Genomic DNA, 18411 nt, shown 5'->3' on the forward strand with positions numbered 1-18411 from the left:
TATTATAAGGGAAAAAGGATGGAATGACAATAAAGAATAGACAAGGAGAAATAAAATGAAGCAAACACAGAAGATTTCTGCAGTGATTATGATGTTTTTACTGATAGGTGTACTTTTGCTGACCAGTTTTCAAGTGGCAATCTATGGTGATAGTCAGTACAGATTCTATGAAAGAGAATATAAGAAGTATCAGGTGGCAGACAGTCTGAATATGACGATGGATAACATTATGGATGTGACAGACCAGATGATGGCATATCTGATCGGAAATAAGGCAGAACTTTCGGTAATTACAGATGTAGATGGTGAAACACAGGATTTCTTCAATGAACAGGACAGGTTTCATATGGGAGAAGTAAAGAATCTGTTTCTTGGAGGACTTAAGATACGTAATATTATGCTGGTGGCAGTACTGCTGATCTTGATACTGCTGGCGGCACGGAAAGCAGATATGATAAAGCTGCTTCCAAGGGCGTATTTTGTGACACTTGGCATTACTGGTGTGATAACAATAGTGTTAGGAGGACTGTTTGCTTCAGATTTTGATAAATATTTTCGCATTTTTCATGAGATATTTTTTGATAATGATCAATGGATGTTTGACCCGGCGACAGACTATATGATCCGTATGCTTCCGGAGGGATTCTTTTATGATTTCGTATTCCGGATCGGAGGATTTTTTGTAGGAAGTCTGGCAGTATTAGGGGTTGTATCTGCAGTTTGCATCTTCATGGAGAAACATAAAAAGAAAAATTAAGTGATTAGATAGACTTATAAAAGAGTTAAGTTATATTAATTTCATTAATAACATCAGGCGTGGTATGATAAGACATAGATAAGAAGGCGTCCGGCCTTACAGCAACATTTAGTAGAGAAGAACCATATGGAGGAAGTTTTATGAGTAATGTAAAACGGGTGTTTGTTGAAAAAAAGGGAGAATACGCAGTTCAGGCAAAGGGTCTGTTACATGAGATTAAGGGCTATCTTGGAATTAAGGATGTAGAAAGTGTAAGAGTCCTGATTCGCTATGACGTAGAGAACCTGTCTGATGAGACGTTTGAGAAGGCATGCAGAGGTATTTTTGCTGAGATGCCGGTAGATATTTTATGGAAAGAGAGTGTTCCGGTCATGCAGGGAGACAGTGTGTTTTCTGTAGAGTTCCTTCCGGGACAGTTTGACCAGAGAGCTGATTCGGCAGAGCAGTGTGTGCAGTTTATTAAGGAGGATGAGAAGCCGGTTATCCGTACAGCTACGACTTATATTATTCATGGAAAAGGCGATAACTGTATTTCAGCAGAAGAGTTAGAGGCAATCAAGAATCACTGCATTAATCCGGTAGATTCCAGAGAAGCAGAAGAAGAGAAGCCGGAGACGTTGATCACAAAGTTTGATGAGCCGGAGGATGTAAAGGTATTTGATGGATTCCAGACGATGGATGAAGAACATCTGAAAGCATTATATGATTCACTGGGACTTGCAATGACATTCCGTGACTTCTGCCATATTCAGAATTATTTTGCAGGAGAAGAGCACAGAGATCCGACGATGACAGAGATCCGGGTACTGGATACATACTGGTCAGATCACTGTCGTCATACAACATTCTCTACAGAATTGAAGGATGTAACTTTTGGTGATGGTGATTACAGAGAGCCGATTGAAGGTGCATATAAGCAGTATCTTGCTGATCACAGTGAGATCTTTAAGGGAAGAGAAGATAAGTTTGTCTGCCTGATGGATCTTGCACTGATGGCAATGAGAAAGTTGAAAAAAGAAGGAAAGTTACAGGATCAGGAAGAGTCTGACGAGATCAATGCCTGCAGTATTGTAGTACCTGTAACTGTTGATGGTGTAGAAGAAGAGTGGCTGGTGAATTTCAAGAATGAGACGCACAACCATCCGACAGAGATCGAGCCATTTGGTGGTGCTGCTACCTGTCTGGGAGGTGCAATCCGTGATCCGTTGTCAGGACGTACCTATGTATATCAGGCTATGCGTGTGACTGGTGCAGCGGATCCGACAGTATCTGTAAAAGAGACGATTAAGGGTAAGCTTCCGCAGAAGAAACTGGTACGTGAAGCAGCTCATGGATATAGCTCATACGGTAACCAGATCGGACTGGCAACCGGAGCAGTAAAAGAGATTTATCATCCGAATTATGTGGCTAAACGTATGGAAATCGGAGCAGTTATGGGAGCAGCACCGAGACGTGCGGTTATCCGTGAGACTTCAGATCCGGGAGATATCATCATTCTTCTTGGTGGACGTACCGGGCGTGACGGCTGTGGTGGAGCTACCGGTTCTTCTAAGGTACACACAGAAGAGTCTATCGAGACCTGCGGTGCTGAGGTACAGAAAGGTAATGCACCTACAGAGCGTAAGATTCAGAGACTGTTCCGTAGAGAAGAAGTCAGCAGTCTGATTAAAAAATGTAATGACTTTGGAGCAGGTGGCGTGTCTGTAGCAATCGGTGAACTTGCAGATGGTCTGCAGATTGATCTGGACAAGGTGCCTAAGAAATACGCAGGACTTGATGGTACTGAGATTGCAATTTCCGAATCTCAGGAGCGTATGGCAGTTGTCGTAGATCCAAAAGATGTAGATGAATTTATGGGATATGCCAGCGAAGAGAATCTGGAAGCTACTAAGGTGGCGGTTGTAACAGAAGATCCAAGACTGGTGCTTAATTGGAGAGGCAAGGATATCGTGAATCTGTCCCGTGCATTTCTGGATACCAACGGAGCACATCAGGAGACTATGGTAGCAGTAGATATTCCGAACCGTGCAGATACAATTCTCACAGATGAAGTGGAAGTGACAGATGTAAAGGAGAAATGGCTGGAGACATTAAAAGACCTGAACGTATGCTCACAGAAGGGTCTGGTAGAGATGTTCGACGGTTCCATTGGTTCTGGTTCTGTATTCATGCCTCATGGCGGCAAATATCAGCTGACAGAGACACAGGCAATGGTCGCGAAGCTTCCAGTACTGAAGGGCGACTGTGATACTGTAACGATGATGAGCTATGGATTTGATCCATATCTGTCGAGCTGGAGCCCGTTCCATGGTGCAATCTATGCAGTGACAGAGTCTGTAGCTAAGATTGTGGCAGCAGGTGGAGATTATAAGAAGATTCGTTTTACTTTCCAGGAGTACTTCCGTCGTATGACAGAAGACCCGCACAGATGGAGCCAGCCGTTTGCAGCACTGCTTGGCGCATATGATGCACAGCTTGGATTTGGACTTCCGTCTATCGGAGGTAAAGACAGTATGTCAGGTACATTTGAGGATATTGATGTACCGCCGACACTGGTATCATTTGCAGTAGATGTGGCAAAAGAAAAAGATATTATTACTCCGGAACTTAAGAAAGCGGGAAGCAAGCTGATCTGGATCAAGACTCCAAAGGCAGAGTATGATCTTCCGGATTATGAGAAACTGATGGCAGTTTACGAGAAGTTCTCGGAGGGAGTGCATACAGGTAAGGTATTATCTGCATATGTATTGGATCGTCACGGTGTAGTTCCGGCAGTTAGCAAGATGGCATTTGGTAATAGCATGGGTGTGAAGCTGTCTGACGAGATTCCGGCAGGTCAGTTATTTGCACCGGCATTTACAGATATCGTGGCTGAGGTGGAAGCTGATAAGATTGATGAACTTGGATTTGAATATGTTGAGATCGGTGAAGTGACTGCAGAGCCGAACTTTGTATATGGTAATACCATAATCACAATGAAAGAAGCAGTAGACGCATGGAAAGAGACTCTGGAAAGAGTATTTAAGACCGTATCCGGAGAAGAGACAGGAAGTGCAGTTCCGGAAGTGGGAGAAGAGAAGTCTTCTGATGGCAAACTTGGAGAAGATGGGCTGTTCCGTGCATCTAAGGTATATGTATGCGAGCATAAGATCGCACAGCCGACAGTATTCATCCCGGTATTCCCTGGAACCAACTGCGAATATGACAGTGCCAAGGCATTTGAGCGCGCCGGAGCAAAGGTGATCACCAAGGTATTCCGCAATATGGATGCGTCAGATATCCGTGATTCGGTAGAAGTATTTGAAAAAGCAATCAGTCAGTCGCAGATCATCATGTTCCCGGGCGGATTCAGTGCAGGTGATGAGCCAGATGGATCAGCCAAATTCTTTGCAACTGCATTCCAGAACGCAAAACTGAAAGAGGCAGTGCAGAAGCTTTTGAATGAGAGAGATGGTCTGGCACTTGGTATCTGTAATGGATTCCAGGCACTGATCAAGCTTGGTCTTGTACCAAACGGAGATATCGTAGGACAGGATGAGAATGCACCGACACTGACATACAATACGATTGGACGCCATATTTCCAAGATGATATATACCAAAGTGGTTACAAATAAATCTCCATGGCTTCAGAAAGCAGAGCTTGGCGGAGTATATACCAATCCTGCATCTCATGGAGAGGGACGTTTTGTCGCTAACAAAGAATGGCTTGCCAAACTCTTTGCAAATGGACAGGTAGCAACCCAGTATTGTGACCCAGAGGGTAATATTACTATGGATGAAGAGTGGAATGTTAATGGATCTTACTGCGCGATCGAGGGAATCACAAGCCCGGACGGAAGAGTGCTTGGTAAGATGGCGCATTCCGAGAGACGAGGACGTTCTGTAGCAATTAATATCTATGGTGAGCAGGATATGAAAGTATTTGAATCAGGTGTAGAGTATTTTAAATAAGTTGATTGAAATGTGTGGCAGCCCTCTGGGAAGTATATCCCGGAGGGCTGTCTGTGCGTTGATGCAAAAAATGTGGCAGATTCGAAAATAAAGCATTTATAGTTTATAGATGGTATGCGAGAATAAATAGTATAAAATAGGGACAAAAGAATTGATTATTTTTGTCTTTTTTGCAGGAAAACGGAGATTGGATTGCAAAAAAAACAAAAAACAGCAAAAAAACCTCTTGTTTTTTGATGGTTCGTAATATAATATGATATGAGAAAAATATATGCAATTAGGAGGACAAAAGAATGTCATACGTTGATGAGGTTATTGCAAAAGTTATTGAAAAGAACCCGGCACAGCCAGAGTTCCATCAGGCAGTAAAAGAAGTGTTGGAGTCACTGAAGCCAATCGTTGATGCTAACGAAGAGAAATATCGTAAAGAGGCTCTTCTCGAAAGACTTGTTGAGCCAGAGAGACAGATTCTGTTCCGTGTACCTTGGGTAGATGATAACGGACAGGTTCAGGTCAACAAGGGATTCCGTGTACAGTTTAACAGTGCAATTGGCCCATACAAGGGAGGAATCAGACTTCATCCATCAGTAAACATCGGTATTATCAAGTTCCTTGGATTCGAGCAGATTTTCAAGAACTCCCTGACAGGACTTCCGATCGGCGGAGGTAAAGGTGGTTCAGATTTCGATCCTAAGGGCAAATCTGACAGAGAGATTATGGCATTCTGCCAGAGCTTCATGACAGAGCTTTGCAAGCATATTGGAGCTGATACAGACGTACCTGCAGGAGATATCGGAACAGGTGCAAGAGAGATCGGATATATGTTCGGACAGTACAAGAGAATCCGTAACGTATACGAAGGAGTTTTGACAGGAAAAGGACTTACATACGGTGGTTCACTTGCAAGAACAGAAGCTACAGGATATGGACTTCTGTATCTGACAGAAGAACTTCTGAAAGTTAATGGTGATGATATTGCAGGCAAGACGGTTGTTGTATCTGGTGCTGGTAATGTAGCTACATACGCTATTGAAAAAGCACAGCAGCTTGGTGCTAAGGTTGTTACATGTAGTGATTCTACAGGTTGGGTATATGATCCGGACGGAATTGATGTGGCAGCACTGAAAGAGATCAAAGAAGTAAAACGTGCAAGACTGACAGAATATAAGAATTACCGTCCGAATTCAGAATATCATGAAGGACGTGGCGTATGGTCTGTTAAGTGTGATGTCGCACTTCCATGTGCTACACAGAACGAACTTCACATTGAAGATGCTAAACAGCTTGTTGCTAACGGATGCAAGATGGTTGCAGAAGGTGCTAATATGCCTACTACAATGGAAGCTACAGAGTACCTGCAGGAGAACGGAGTTATTTTCGCACCTGGTAAAGCAGCTAATGCCGGCGGTGTTGCAACATCTGCACTGGAAATGTCTCAGAACAGCGAGCGCTTGAGCTGGACATTCGAAGAAGTAGATGCTAAGCTTCAGGGAATCATGGTAAATATCTGCCACAACATGGTAGATGCTGCTGAGAGATACGGACACAAGGGCAACTACGTAGTAGGTGCTAACATTGCCGGATTTGAGAAAGTAGCAAATGCAATGCTGGCTCAGGGAATCTGCTAATTTCGATTTAGAATCACAGATTGTAATCTGATATAGAATGATGGGATGCCATAACATATAATGTGTTGTGGCATCCTTTTTCATTTTATGCTATAGTTAATTCAAGATTTTAGGATGCATGAATGAGTAAAAGGAGGCTTTTATGAAGGTATTAGTATGTAATGCGGGAAGTACCTCGCTGAAGTTTAAATTATTTGATATGCCGGAAGAGCGTGTGCTTGCAACAGGCAAGATTGAACGTGTGGGAAGTGAAGATAATGCAATCTTTCATTATCAGGACGCGGAAGAATATGCGGTGAAGTTAGAAAAGCAGTGCATTCCTACATATACAGACGGTATTCAGAAGTTCCTGGACTGTCTGTTGGATCCGGAGCACAGAGTATTAAATTCTCTGGACGAGTTGGAGAGAGTAGGATTTAAGACGGTGCTGTCGAAGGATCATTATGGAGTGCATGAGCTTACGCCAGACGTGCTGCAGGGCATGGAGGATTATATGGTGATTGCTCCGGCACATAATACACCTTATCTGAGTGCAATCCGTCAGTTTCAGAAGCTGACACCGGATGCGAAGCTTGTTGGCGTGTTTGAGACGGCATTTCATAGAACCATTCCGGCAGAACGTTATATGTATGGTATTCCTTATGAGTGGTATGAGAAATACGGTATCCGCAGACTCGGCTATCACGGGGCATCCCATGAATATATCTCTGATACAGTGGCAGAAAAATACGGATCTACAGGAAAAACCATTTCCTGTCATTTAGGTGGAAGCTGTTCTTTGTGTGCGATTGATGATGGCAGGAGCGTAGACACCAGCTTTGGAATCTCGCTGCAGGTAGGAATCAATAATTCTAACCGTTGCGGAGACATTGATCCATTTATTATTCCATTCTTACAGAAAGAAGGCATGGATCTGGATGATGTATTATACGGATTAACCAAGAACGGAGGACTGCAGGGTATCTCCGGTGTGAGCAACGATCTGCGTCTGGTAGAAGAGGCTGCGGCAGAAGGCAATGAGAGGGCAAAGCTTGCTGTTGATATATTCTGTAACGATATTGTGCGTTATATTGGCATGTACTATGCAGAGCTTGGCGGACTGGATCACCTGGTGTTTACAGCAGGTATCGGCGAGCATAATGCAACTATCCGATCTAAGGTGTGTGGCAAGCTTGCACACATGGGGATCTGGATTGATGAAGAGAAGAATCAGGCGATCGGTAACGAGGCGGCATGTATTTCTAAAGATGATTCTCCGGTGACAATAGAAGTGATTCCGGCTAATGAAGAACTGGGCGTGGCACGGAAAACATATGCCTTATAATTGCGTGAAAAGTATATAAAAATATTTTTTAAAAAAAATTTCAAAAAAGGTGTTGACATTTGCCTTAAAATAATTGTATAATAGCGAAGCAGGTTGAGGGAAACAACTTAACCTGCTGAACGAAAGGGATCTTAGCTCAGCTGGGAGAGCATCTGCCTTACAAGCAGAGGGTCACAGGTTCGAGCCCTGTAGGTCCCATTACAGCAACAAGCTGTGAGCAGTTCGATAAGAACTGAATATAGAGTATGGCGGGATAGCTCAGTTGGCTAGAGCACACGGTTCATACCCGTGGTGTCGCTGGTTCAAATCCAGTTCCCGCTACTGAAAAGAAGTTCGCGAATGTGAGCTTCTTTTTTTGTGCAATAAGCCTCCGTGTAGAAAACTTTTTTTGAAAAAGCAGAATACATATGCTATCCTTTAGGAGAACCCTGCCTGCGTATACAGCAGACAGAAACTACGAAAAATATCCAGGGAGGATGATATATATGAGAATAGGTATGGGATATGATGTCCATAAATTAGTAGAAGGAAGAGACCTGATCCTTGGCGGTGAGAAGATACCGTATGAAAAGGGACTTCTTGGTCATTCAGATGCCGATGTGCTGATCCATGCGATTATGGATGCGCTGCTTGGAGCAGCGGCACTGGGGGATATCGGGAAGCATTTCCCGGATACAGACCCGGCATATAAAGGAATCTCCAGCGTGAAGCTGTTACAGCATGTAAGAGGGCTTCTGGAAGAGCATCTCTACGTAATCGGCAATATTGATGCTACGATCATTGCGCAGCGACCAAAGATGGCACCGCATATTGAGGCAATGCGGAAAAATATTGCAGAAGCACTTGGAATTGAAGTAGACCAGATCAATATTAAGGCAACAACCGAAGAAGGGCTCGGTTTCACCGGAACTGGGGAAGGGATATCCTCCCAGGCGATTGCAGCACTGGAAAGCATCCGAGATTACAGCTATGCGGTAGATACTGGTGCAGAAAGCGGATGCCAGGGATGTGGCGGATGCCCGAAAGGAGCAAAATAGATGAAAGTTAGACATTTGGAGCAGACAGAGCATGGACTTACTAGACCGTTGTATGAAGAAGTGTTCAGTGAGGACAGTAAGCGCTTCGTAGATTATTATTATACCGAGAAAACGAAAGATAATCAGATTTATGTGGCAGAAGAGGATGGAGGAATCCAGGCAATGCTGCATCTGAATCCGTATGAACTGAATGTAAATGGCATGAAAAAGAAGGCAAATTATATCGTGGCGGTTGCGACCAGAGAGTCATATCGGGGACGTGGCTTTATGAAAGCACTGCTAGAGACGGCGTTGAAGGATATGTATCGGGAAGGTGAGAGTTTTACCTATCTGATGCCAGCGGCAGAAGCAATCTATACGCCGTATGGATTTCGTACAGTGTATGAGCAACAGTTGGAGTATTGTCCAATTGGAGAACGAGGAGAAGTACAGCTGGAAAATGGCATCACCTGTCAGGTGCGTCCGGTGGCAAATCAGGATATTCCGATGCTTGTGAATGCGGAAAATGCAGCGTTGGAAGCAGAAGGATATCAGGTATATACGCTGAAAAGCGAAATGTATTACGAGCGGCTGATGAAAGAATATGCCAGTGAGGATGCAAAGCTGATGCTGTATTATCTGAATGGACATCTAGTGGGAAACTGTCCGTATGTGCCGGAGCAGGAAGAGGAAGAAGCACCGAAGATTATGATCCGTATTACGGATGCTAAACGGATGCTGTCGTCCGTGAGTCTGCGTGAACTTACCGCGGTGTGCTTTCAGATTACGGATCCGATCATTGAAGAGAATAACCGTACGGTGGTAGTGACCGGTACGGAACATTCTGGCGTAATGCTGATGGACGGTAAAGAAGAGAACAGCGAGGGTACAGTGACGGTGGAAGCGCTGGGTGAATTATTGTTTGGAGTAAAGACAGTAAAAGAAATATGTCTGGAAGAAGGAGTCTCCATGTCGGATCGGATGAAGGAAGAAATGAAGAAGATTATACCATTGTCTAAGATTCGTCTGGACGAAGAGGTGTAGCAGAAAACAGAAGCGTGCGGAAATATTCTTTAGAAAATCTTTGGAAATTCCGAACGCTTCTTTTAAGAATGAATCCCTATACTAAAGGCGTAGATGAAACAGGAGGCTGAATTGGAATGAGTGGAATATATAATCATGTATTGATTGTGGAGGATGACAAGGAAATACGGGAAGGAATTGAGATTTATCTGAAAAGCCAGGGTTATCAGGTATATCAGGCGACGGACGGCGTGGAAGGACTGGAAGTGATTGACCAGGAAGAGATTCATCTGGCGATCGTAGATATCATGATGCCGAGGATGGATGGAATCACCATGACGGCAAAGCTGCGGGAAAAATATGACTTTCCGGTTATCTTTCTTTCTGCCAAGTCAGAAGAAGTAGATAAGATCCTGGGACTGAACATGGGAGCCGATGACTATGTGACGAAGCCATTTACCCCAATGGAACTGCTCGCCAGGGTGAACTCCCAGCTCCGCAGGTACAGCAGATTTATGGAACGACTCGGTGCAAAAGAACAGCAGGAGCATGTGTATACGGTAGGAGGTCTGGAACTTAATGAGGACACCGTGGAAGTAACGGTGGATGGCGAATCGGTGAAAATGACTCCCATCGAGTATAAGATTCTGCTGCTGTTGATGAAGAATCCGGGAAGAGTGTTTTCGGCAGATGAGATCTATGAGCGTGTCTGGAATGAAAGAGCGATCAATACGGATACAATCATGGTTCATGTCCGCAATATCCGGGAGAAGATTGAGATCAATCCAAGAGAGCCTAAATATTTGAAGGTGGTGTGGGGAGTTGGATACAAAATTGAAAAACAGGCATAAATTATTTGTGGTAATATGGGTGCTTTTTGTACTTTGCCTCAGTGTTAATCTCGATAACATGTATATGACTACGTCAGAGGCGGCAAACGATGTGGCGGCAGAAATGGTAGTAATGGCAGTGGCTGCGTGGATATTTCCGATGTTCCGATTTTTTGAGACGGGCAATGAAAAAATATTTTATGCGCCTCTTGAATTGGTAATCCTTGTTGGATCCATTGCTGTGGGAACCGGCGTGTTCGGAGGACTTCCATGGCTGATGATGCGGGAGGATGGAACTGGAAAAATGCTGTGGGGCATGGCTGTTATCGCAGCCGCTTACTGGTGTTCTGGCTGTGTACGTCAGGTTTATGTGATGGGAGTTTCGGCTTATGTGAAAGAACGGGTGCTTCTGGTGCGCTATGGGAAACAGATTCCGGGATGGTGCAGTAAGGCAATAAAAAAAGCACAAAAAGGGATAGAGAAAGTATATTGTTCCTTTGATAATATTGATTTCACCGACCGGAATAATAAAACAATATTGAAAATCGTGCTGATCAATGCGCTGATTCTGACGGTAATTACCGTATTGTGGTTCTATGGAATCGTAGCAGTTGTGATTTATTCAATCATATTATTCTTCATTTTGCGTAAGTATTTTAACGATCTGAAGGATAAATATGCATTGCTGTTAAATGCGACCAATCAGATGGCAGAAGGTAACCTGAATGTAGAAGTGACCGATGATCTGGGTGTGTTTAATCCATTTAAGAAAGAACTGGAGAAAATTCAGGATGGTTACCAGAAAGCGGTAGACAAAGAGGTGAAAAGCCAGAAGATGAAGACGGAACTGATCACGAATATGTCGCATGATCTCAAGACTCCGCTGACCGCGATTATTACTTATGTGGATCTTCTGAAACTGGAAAAGGATGAGGAGAAGCGGAAAGAGTATATCCAGATACTGGAAAAGAAATCTCTGCGCCTGAAGGTGCTGATCGAGGATCTGTTCGAGATCAGTAAAGCAACCAGCCAGACGGTAATTCTCAACAAGATGGATGTGGACGTGGTAAATCTGTTTAAACAGGTAAAGCTGGAGTTGGACAGCAGATTTGAAGAAGCAGAACTGAGCTTTCGGTGTACCTGGCCGGAGGAAAAGCTGATCTGTGAACTGGACAGTCAGAAGACGTACCGCATCTTTGAAAATCTGCTGGTGAATATTTCCAAATATGCCATGCACGGAACCAGAGTATATACGAAGGTATGCCGGGAAGACAATGAAGCTGTGATTCAGCTTCTCAATGTGTCTGCGGCAGAGATAACGGTAAAGGCAGAAGATCTGACGGAGCGTTTTGTGCGGGGGGATGTATCCCGCAATACAGAAGGCTCCGGACTTGGACTTGCGATTGCCAGAAGCTTTACCGAATTACAGCAGGGAACCTTCCATTTGACGATAGAAGGAGATATGTTTAAAGTGGAAGTCAGATTTCCACTTAAAGCGGTTAAAAATGTTGACAATTCGCCGGAATTCGCATAAGATATAATCTATATGAGAAAGACGCAGAACGAAGAGAGTAAGAAATGGCGGAACTGGCAGAGAGGGATTGTCACCGGCTGTAAGCAGTCCTGAGGGAAGTATTTCTGAAGTGCATTCGGGAGTTGGTCTGGTGAACCATTGTCTGTGGGACAATTATTAGCCGGGCACGTAAGACGCACGTTACGCGTACAGGAGTGGAGAATCAGACAGATACGAAAAGTGTCAGAAGTCAGGTTCTCTATAAGAGTGGAACCGCGGAGTTAAGCTTCGTCTCTTTTTTAAGAGACGAAGCTTTTATTTGTATCGCGACGAGTCAAAGTCCTAGCTTGCTAAGGACCTTGACGACCGCGTACAATCTCGGAATGTGCCTTTTGGCACTTTCGATGATTTACGTTCAGAACAGCATTTTGGAAGTGGCTCTGAACGGATATAATAACATGCGGACTGCTTTAGTGTGAATGAAAAGGAGAGGTTTGTATGGGAGCGTTATCCTATATACAGGAAGAGATAAATGTGATCAGGGAGAGAGATCCCGCGATCAAATCCAATATGGAAGTATTTCTTTATCCAAGTTTCAAAGTGATATTGAGTTACAGGATCGCACATAAGCTGTATCTCTGTAAGCATTATTTTCTGGCAAGATGGATTTCCCAGAGAGCTGCCAGAAAGACGGGCATTGAAATACATCCGGGAGCAACTATTGGCAAGGGGTTATTTATTGACCACGGAAGTGGTGTGATCATCGGAGAGACAGCAGAACTTGGCGACAATGTAACATTGTATCAGGGGGTAACTCTTGGCGGTACCGGCAAGGAACAGGGCAAGCGTCATCCTACGCTGAAAGATAATGTCATGGTCAGTGCCGGAGCAAAGGTGCTTGGATCATTTACCATAGGAGAGAATTCGAAGATCGGAGCAGGATCTGTGGTGCTGAATGAAGTGCCGCCGAATTGTACTGTGGTTGGTGTTCCGGGACGTATCGTGAAGATGGGTAATCTGAAGATCCCGAGAGCGGATATGGATCAGGTACATCTTCCGGATCCGGTTACCAGCGATATCAGCCAGCTGCAGCGAGATAACATTATGCTGAAAGAACGAGTCAGTGAATTGGAAAAAGAACTGAGAAAGAATAATAAAGATAAAGCAAAAAAGGAGAAGAAGAATGAGACTGTATAATACCATGAGCAAAAGAAAAGAAGAATTTGTACCGGTCGAAGAAGGTAAGGTAAGAATGTATGTCTGCGGACCAACCGTATACAACTTTATTCATATTGGCAATGCAAGACCAATGATCGTGTTCGACACCGTGCGCAGATACTTTGAATACAAAGGATATGATGTGAACTATGTATCCAACTTTACAGATGTAGATGATAAGATCATCAAGAAAGCGATCGAAGAGGGTGTTCCGGCAGAGGAGATTTCTCAGCGTTATATCGAAGAGTGCAAGAAGGATATGGATGGCATGAACATTGAGCCGGCTACTACTAATCCGCTGGCTACACAGGAAATTGACGGAATGATCGATATGATCAGCACTCTGATCGAGAAAGGCTATGCATATGAGAAGAACGGAACCGTATACTTCCGTACCAGACAGTTCAAAGATTATGGCAAATTATCTCATAAGAATCTGGATGATCTGCGTTCCGGTAATCGTGCCCTGCTGGTAAGCGGTGAGGACGAGAAGGAAGATCCGCTGGATTTCGTACTCTGGAAACCAAAGAAAGAAGGCGAGCCGTCATGGGAGTCTCCGTGGAGTGATGGACGTCCGGGATGGCATATCGAATGCTCTGTAATGTCAAAAAAATATCTGGGCGAGCAGATTGACATTCACGCTGGTGGTGAAGACCTGGTATTTCCACATCATGAGAATGAAATCGCACAGAGTGAGGCATGCAACGGCAAAGAATTTGCCAAATACTGGATGCACAATGCATTTCTGAACATTGATAACCACAAGATGAGTAAATCTCTCGGCAACTTCCGTACAGTCCGTGAGATCAGCGAGCAGTATGATCTGCAGATACTTCGCTTCTTTATGCTGAGTGCACATTACAGAAGTCCACTGAACTTCAGCGCGGAACTGATGGAGGCATCTAAGAACGGTCTGGAGCGTATTCAGAACGCGGCAGATAACCTTCGCTACATGATGGAACAGGCAAAAGAAGAATCCATGACGGATGCTGAAAAAGATAATCTGGCTAAGACAAAAGAATTCGTAACTGCATTTGAAACTGCAATGGAAGATGATTTCAACACAGCAGATGCAATCGCAGCAATCTTTGATCTTGTTAAATATGCTAATACAACAGCCACGACAGAAGGTTCAAAGGAATATGCAAAGGCACTTTATGACCTGCTTGTAAAACTTACTGATGTACTGGGACTTATTGTTGACAAGAAGGAAGAAATACTGGATGATGAGATTGAAGCACTGATCGCAGAGCGTCAGGCAGCAAGAAAAGAGAAGAACTTTGCAAGAGCCGATGAGATCCGTGATGAACTGGCGGCAAAGGGAATTGTACTTCTGGATACCAGAGAAGGAGTAAAATGGAAAAAAGCATAAAGTGGGATTTTGATACTTGTATGCAGGAGATGTTTCAGATGCAGGAGGTGGAGGCGGAGACCTATTCACCTCTTGCATTGGCATATATCGGGGACTGCATATTTGATTTAGTGATTAAGAACCTGGTACTGAACCGGGGCAATAAACAGGTGAAAAAGCTCCACAAGGAGACCAGTCAGATCGTACAGGCATCCAGTCAGTCGAAAATGATGCGTGTGCTGCAGGACGAACTGACGGAAGAGGAGCATCAGATCTATAAGCGCGGACGTAATTCCAAGACGATCAGTCCGGCAAAGAATCAGTCTGTGACAGATTACAGACGCGCCACCGGATTCGAGGCACTTATGGGGTATCTCTATCTGCAGCGCAGATATGAGAGAATGCTGGAACTGATTAAAATGGGACTGGACAGTCTGGATAACAATGAGGAGCAGTCATGAAAGAAATGAATGAGAATTATGAAGAGAGTAAGAGTCTCGTAATAGAAGGAAGAAATGCAGTGCTGGAAGCACTGCGTTCTGGCAAGCCGATGGATAAGCTGTATGTACTGGATGGATGCCAGGACGGTCCGATCCGTACAATCGTGCGTGAGGCGAAGAAGCATGATGTGATCCTGCAGTTTGTTACAAAGGAACGCCTGAATCAGCTTTCGGAGACCGGAAAGCATCAGGGTGTGATTGCACATGCGGCAGCTTATGAGTATGCGCAGGTAGAAGATATGTTGGAACTTGCAAAGAGTCGTGGCGAAGATCCGTTCATTTTCCTGTTGGATAATATTGAAGATCCCCATAATCTGGGTGCAATCATTCGTACAGCTAATCTGGCGGGAGCACACGGCGTGATCATTCCAAAGCGCAGAGCGGTAGGACTTACTGCGACAGTAGCGAGAACATCGGCAGGAGCACTGAATTATACGCCGGTTGCCCGTGTGACTAATCTGAAGAAGACAGTAGAAGAGCTGAAGAAGCAGGGACTGTGGTTCGTATGTGCAGATATGGATGGTACGGTGATGTACGACCTGGATCTGAAAGGACCGATCGGTCTTGTAATCGGCAATGAAGGCGAAGGTGTCAGCCGTTTGATGAAAGAAAATTGCGATTTTGTTGCAGGCATACCGATGAAAGGTGATATTGATTCCCTGAATGCATCGGTGGCGGCAGGTGTACTGGCTTATGAGATTGTCAGACAGAGATTGGGATAAAGACTCAGAATGAGACTTGAATTTTAATAAGAACAGGAGCAGTTATGGGCACGTCAAACTATGAGCAGCTGACAGATGAGCAGCTGATTCGCAATCTTCGAGATGGTGATAAGAAGATTATGGATTATATCATGGAAAAGTATAAAAATGTAGTGCGCAAAGAAGCGAAAGCAATGTATCTGATTGGCGGAGAGAATGATGATCTGATCCAGGAAGGGATGATCGGTCTGTTTAAAGCGGTGCGTGATTATGATACGGAGCAGGAAGTGTCCTTTGGAAGTTTTGCCAGACTGTGCATCCGAAGACAGATGTACAGCGCGGCAAAAGCTTCCGGTCGGAAGAAGCATATACCGCTTAATTCCTATGTGTCTTTTTACGAAGAAGCGGAACAGGGAGGCAGAGAGTATGTGCTGGATACTATTGAAGCGGGTGTGGAGAGCAATCCGGAGCATGCGATGATCATGCAGGAATCCATGAACCGCATCGGAGAGGAACTGGAAGAGAGTTTGAGTGATCTGGAAAGCAGAGTGCTGTATCTGCACCTTCTTGGAACGGATTATAAGACGATCGCAGGGCTTCTCAAGAAGAGCCCCAAAACCATAGATAATGCATTACAGAGAATCAAAAACAAAGCCGGGAAGATTCTGAATAAGTAAGAATCTTCCCGGCTTCTTTTCTCTAAGCTGTTGAGCGGAATCGAACCGCCGACCTCCGCCTTACCAAGGCGACGCTCTACCGACTGAGCCACAACAGCACGCATAAGATATATTTCATATGCAACGTGATTAATATACAATATAAGAGCGTAGTTTGTCAATGGTAAATTTGAAAATATTGTATTGTGGGTTAACTGGAATTATGATAAGATAAAACACATGATGAGAAAGACGATGAGGAGGAAACCCATGGGAGAAGAAGTAGTTTCAAAGAATTTTATTGAACAGGAGATAGATAAGGATCTGGCTGAAGGCAGATATACAGAGGTCTGCACCAGATTCCCGCCGGAGCCGAATGGTTATCTGCATATCGGACATGCCAAGTCTATCCTGCTTAATTCAGGGCTGGCTAAGAAGTATCATGGAACATTCCATCTTCGATTTGATGATACGAATCCAACAAAAGAAGATACTGAGTATGTAGAGTCTATTAAGACAGATGTAGAGTGGCTGGGTGCTGACTTTAAGGATCATCTGTATTTTGCGTCTGATTATTTTGATCAGATGTATGAATGTGCGGTGAAGCTGATCAAGAAGGGCAAGGCTTATGTCTGTGATCTTAGTGCTGATGAGATCCGCGAGTACCGCGGTACACTGACAGAGCCTGGTAAGAACAGCCCGTACAGAGACCGCAGTATCGAAGAGAATCTGAAGTTGTTTGAAGAAATGAAGAACGGCGCATATAAGGATGGAGAGAAGGTACTTCGTGCGAAGATCGATATGGCTTCACCGAATATCAACATGCGTGACCCTGTTATCTATCGTGTGGCACATATGCATCATCACAACACCGGTGATAAGTGGTGCATTTATCCGATGTATGACTTTGCTCACCCAATTGAGGATGCGATTGAGAAGATTACACACTCGATCTGTACACTGGAGTTTGAAGATCACAGACCGCTGTATGACTGGGTAGTAAGAGAGTGCGAGTTTGACCCGGCACCGCGTCAGATTGAGTTTGCCAAGTTATATCTGACTAATGTAGTAACCGGCAAGCGTTATATCAAGAAGCTGGTACAGGATGGCGTGGTAGACGGATGGGATGATCCAAGACTGGTATCTATTGCAGCACTGAGAAGAAGAGGATTCACACCGGAGTCACTGAAGATGTTCGTAGATCTGTGTGGTGTATCCAAGTCTCAGGGATCTGTAGATTATGCAATGCTTGAGTACTGTATCCGTGAAGATCTGAAGATGAAGCGCTCTCGTATGATGGCAGTGCTTGATCCGATCAAGCTGGTTATTGATAATTATCCGGAAGGAGAAGTAGAGTGGCTGGAAGCCGAGAACAATCTGGAGAATCCAGAGCTTGGCAAGAGAAAGATTCCATTCTGCAAGGAACTGTATATCGAGCGTGATGACTTCATGATTGAGCCACCGAAGAAATATTTCCGTCTGTTCCCAGGTAATGAAGTACGTCTGATGCAGGCATACTTTGTAAAGTGTGTAAGCTATGAGACAGATGAGAATGGCAATGTGACAGTTGTACACTGTACGTACGATCCGGAGACTAAGAGCGGAAGCGGATTTACAGGACGTAAGGTCAAAGGTACGATCCACTGGGTGGCAGCACCGTATGCAAAACAGGCAGAGGTACGTCTGTATGAGAACCTGATCGATGAAGAGAAGGGTGTGTATAATGAAGAAGACGGATCTATGAACATTAATCCGAATTCTCTGGAAGTGAGAAAGAATTGTTTTGTAGAGCCGAACTTCGGCGATGCAAAAGCATATGACAGCTTCCAGTTTGTGAGAAACGGATATTTCTGTATTGATGCAAAGGATTCTACACCGGATGCACTGGTATTTAACCGTATTGTATCTCTGAAGAGTTCTTTCAGACTGCCTAAGAAATAA

The 18411-nt window shown here is 44.3% G+C and carries 14 protein-coding genes, 3 tRNA genes and 1 other annotated feature; of the genes, 16 read left to right on the forward strand and 1 reads right to left on the reverse strand.

What is annotated here, in order from left to right; genetic code table 11:
* The first annotated feature begins 55 nt into the window (after positions 1 to 55).
* The 15 genes from DXA18_RS11880 to DXA18_RS11950 all read left to right on the forward strand — a co-directional run bounded on the left by DXA18_RS11880 (position 56) and on the right by DXA18_RS11950 (position 16491).
* A complete protein-coding gene (locus DXA18_RS11880; RefSeq protein ID WP_118384074.1) occupies positions 56 to 757 on the forward strand; it encodes a TIGR01906 family membrane protein in 702 nt (233 codons plus the stop codon).
* Positions 758 to 897: 140 nt separating this feature from the next.
* Positions 898 to 4710, forward strand: coding sequence for a phosphoribosylformylglycinamidine synthase (locus DXA18_RS11885; RefSeq protein WP_118384075.1), 3813 nt, complete (start codon positions 898 to 900; stop codon positions 4708 to 4710).
* A gap of 293 nt (positions 4711 to 5003) precedes the next feature.
* The gene (gene gdhA, locus DXA18_RS11890; protein ID WP_118384076.1) at positions 5004 to 6338 is read left to right on the forward strand and encodes an NADP-specific glutamate dehydrogenase; all 1335 of its coding nucleotides are present in this window, start codon (positions 5004 to 5006) and stop codon (positions 6336 to 6338) included.
* Between the two features lie 142 nt (positions 6339 to 6480).
* On the forward strand, positions 6481 to 7662 hold the full coding sequence (locus DXA18_RS11895; protein ID WP_118384077.1) for an acetate/propionate family kinase: 1182 nt from the start codon (positions 6481 to 6483) through the stop codon (positions 7660 to 7662).
* 125 nt (positions 7663 to 7787) lie between these two features.
* Positions 7788 to 7860: transfer RNA gene (locus DXA18_RS11900), tRNA-Val, on the forward strand.
* 49 nt (positions 7861 to 7909) lie between these two features.
* A tRNA-Met gene (locus DXA18_RS11905) sits at positions 7910 to 7983 on the forward strand.
* Between the two features lie 164 nt (positions 7984 to 8147).
* On the forward strand, positions 8148 to 8699 hold the full coding sequence (gene ispF / locus DXA18_RS11910; RefSeq protein ID WP_118384078.1) for a 2-C-methyl-D-erythritol 2,4-cyclodiphosphate synthase: 552 nt from the start codon (positions 8148 to 8150) through the stop codon (positions 8697 to 8699).
* Complete coding sequence (locus DXA18_RS11915; protein ID WP_118384079.1) at positions 8700 to 9722, forward strand: GNAT family N-acetyltransferase; 1023 nt, start codon at positions 8700 to 8702, stop codon at positions 9720 to 9722.
* A gap of 116 nt (positions 9723 to 9838) precedes the next feature.
* Positions 9839 to 10552 carry a response regulator transcription factor gene (locus tag DXA18_RS11920; protein WP_118384080.1) on the forward strand — a complete coding sequence of 238 codons (714 nt, stop codon included), beginning with the start codon at positions 9839 to 9841 and terminating at the stop codon, positions 10550 to 10552.
* The gene (locus DXA18_RS11925) at positions 10524 to 12065 is read left to right on the forward strand and encodes a sensor histidine kinase (RefSeq protein WP_243007119.1); all 1542 of its coding nucleotides are present in this window, start codon (positions 10524 to 10526) and stop codon (positions 12063 to 12065) included. The genes DXA18_RS11920 and DXA18_RS11925 overlap by 29 nt, the downstream gene beginning before the upstream one ends.
* A gap of 15 nt (positions 12066 to 12080) precedes the next feature.
* Positions 12081 to 12343: a binding site (T-box leader), on the forward strand.
* Between the two features lie 199 nt (positions 12344 to 12542).
* Positions 12543 to 13241, forward strand: coding sequence for a serine O-acetyltransferase EpsC (epsC, locus tag DXA18_RS11930; protein ID WP_118384081.1), 699 nt, complete (start codon positions 12543 to 12545; stop codon positions 13239 to 13241).
* Positions 13228 to 14634, forward strand: a complete 1407-nt coding sequence (gene cysS, locus DXA18_RS11935; RefSeq protein WP_118384082.1) for a cysteine--tRNA ligase — start codon at positions 13228 to 13230, stop codon at positions 14632 to 14634. The genes epsC and cysS overlap by 14 nt, the downstream gene beginning before the upstream one ends.
* Positions 14619 to 15074 carry a Mini-ribonuclease 3 gene (locus DXA18_RS11940; RefSeq protein ID WP_118384083.1) on the forward strand — a complete coding sequence of 152 codons (456 nt, stop codon included), beginning with the start codon at positions 14619 to 14621 and terminating at the stop codon, positions 15072 to 15074. Before cysS ends, DXA18_RS11940 begins: the two co-directional genes overlap by 16 nt.
* A gap of 5 nt (positions 15075 to 15079) precedes the next feature.
* Positions 15080 to 15835 (forward strand): 23S rRNA (guanosine(2251)-2'-O)-methyltransferase RlmB, encoded by a 756-nt coding sequence (rlmB, locus tag DXA18_RS11945; RefSeq protein WP_442873208.1) that lies wholly within the window; start codon positions 15080 to 15082, stop codon positions 15833 to 15835.
* 44 nt (positions 15836 to 15879) lie between these two features.
* The gene (locus DXA18_RS11950; protein ID WP_118384085.1) at positions 15880 to 16491 is read left to right on the forward strand and encodes a sigma-70 family RNA polymerase sigma factor; all 612 of its coding nucleotides are present in this window, start codon (positions 15880 to 15882) and stop codon (positions 16489 to 16491) included.
* A gap of 25 nt (positions 16492 to 16516) precedes the next feature.
* On the opposite strand, the gene DXA18_RS11955 is transcribed toward DXA18_RS11950, so the two are convergent.
* Positions 16517 to 16589, reverse strand: a tRNA-Thr gene (locus tag DXA18_RS11955).
* Positions 16590 to 16740: 151 nt separating this feature from the next.
* Here DXA18_RS11955 and DXA18_RS11960 point away from each other — a divergent pair.
* Positions 16741 to 18411, forward strand: coding sequence for a glutamine--tRNA ligase/YqeY domain fusion protein (locus tag DXA18_RS11960; protein WP_118384086.1), 1671 nt, complete (start codon positions 16741 to 16743; stop codon positions 18409 to 18411).

It is taken from the genome of Dorea sp. AM58-8 (assembly GCF_003464045.1).
GTDB classification, from domain to species: domain Bacteria; phylum Bacillota; class Clostridia; order Lachnospirales; family Lachnospiraceae; genus Claveliimonas; species Claveliimonas ammoniilytica.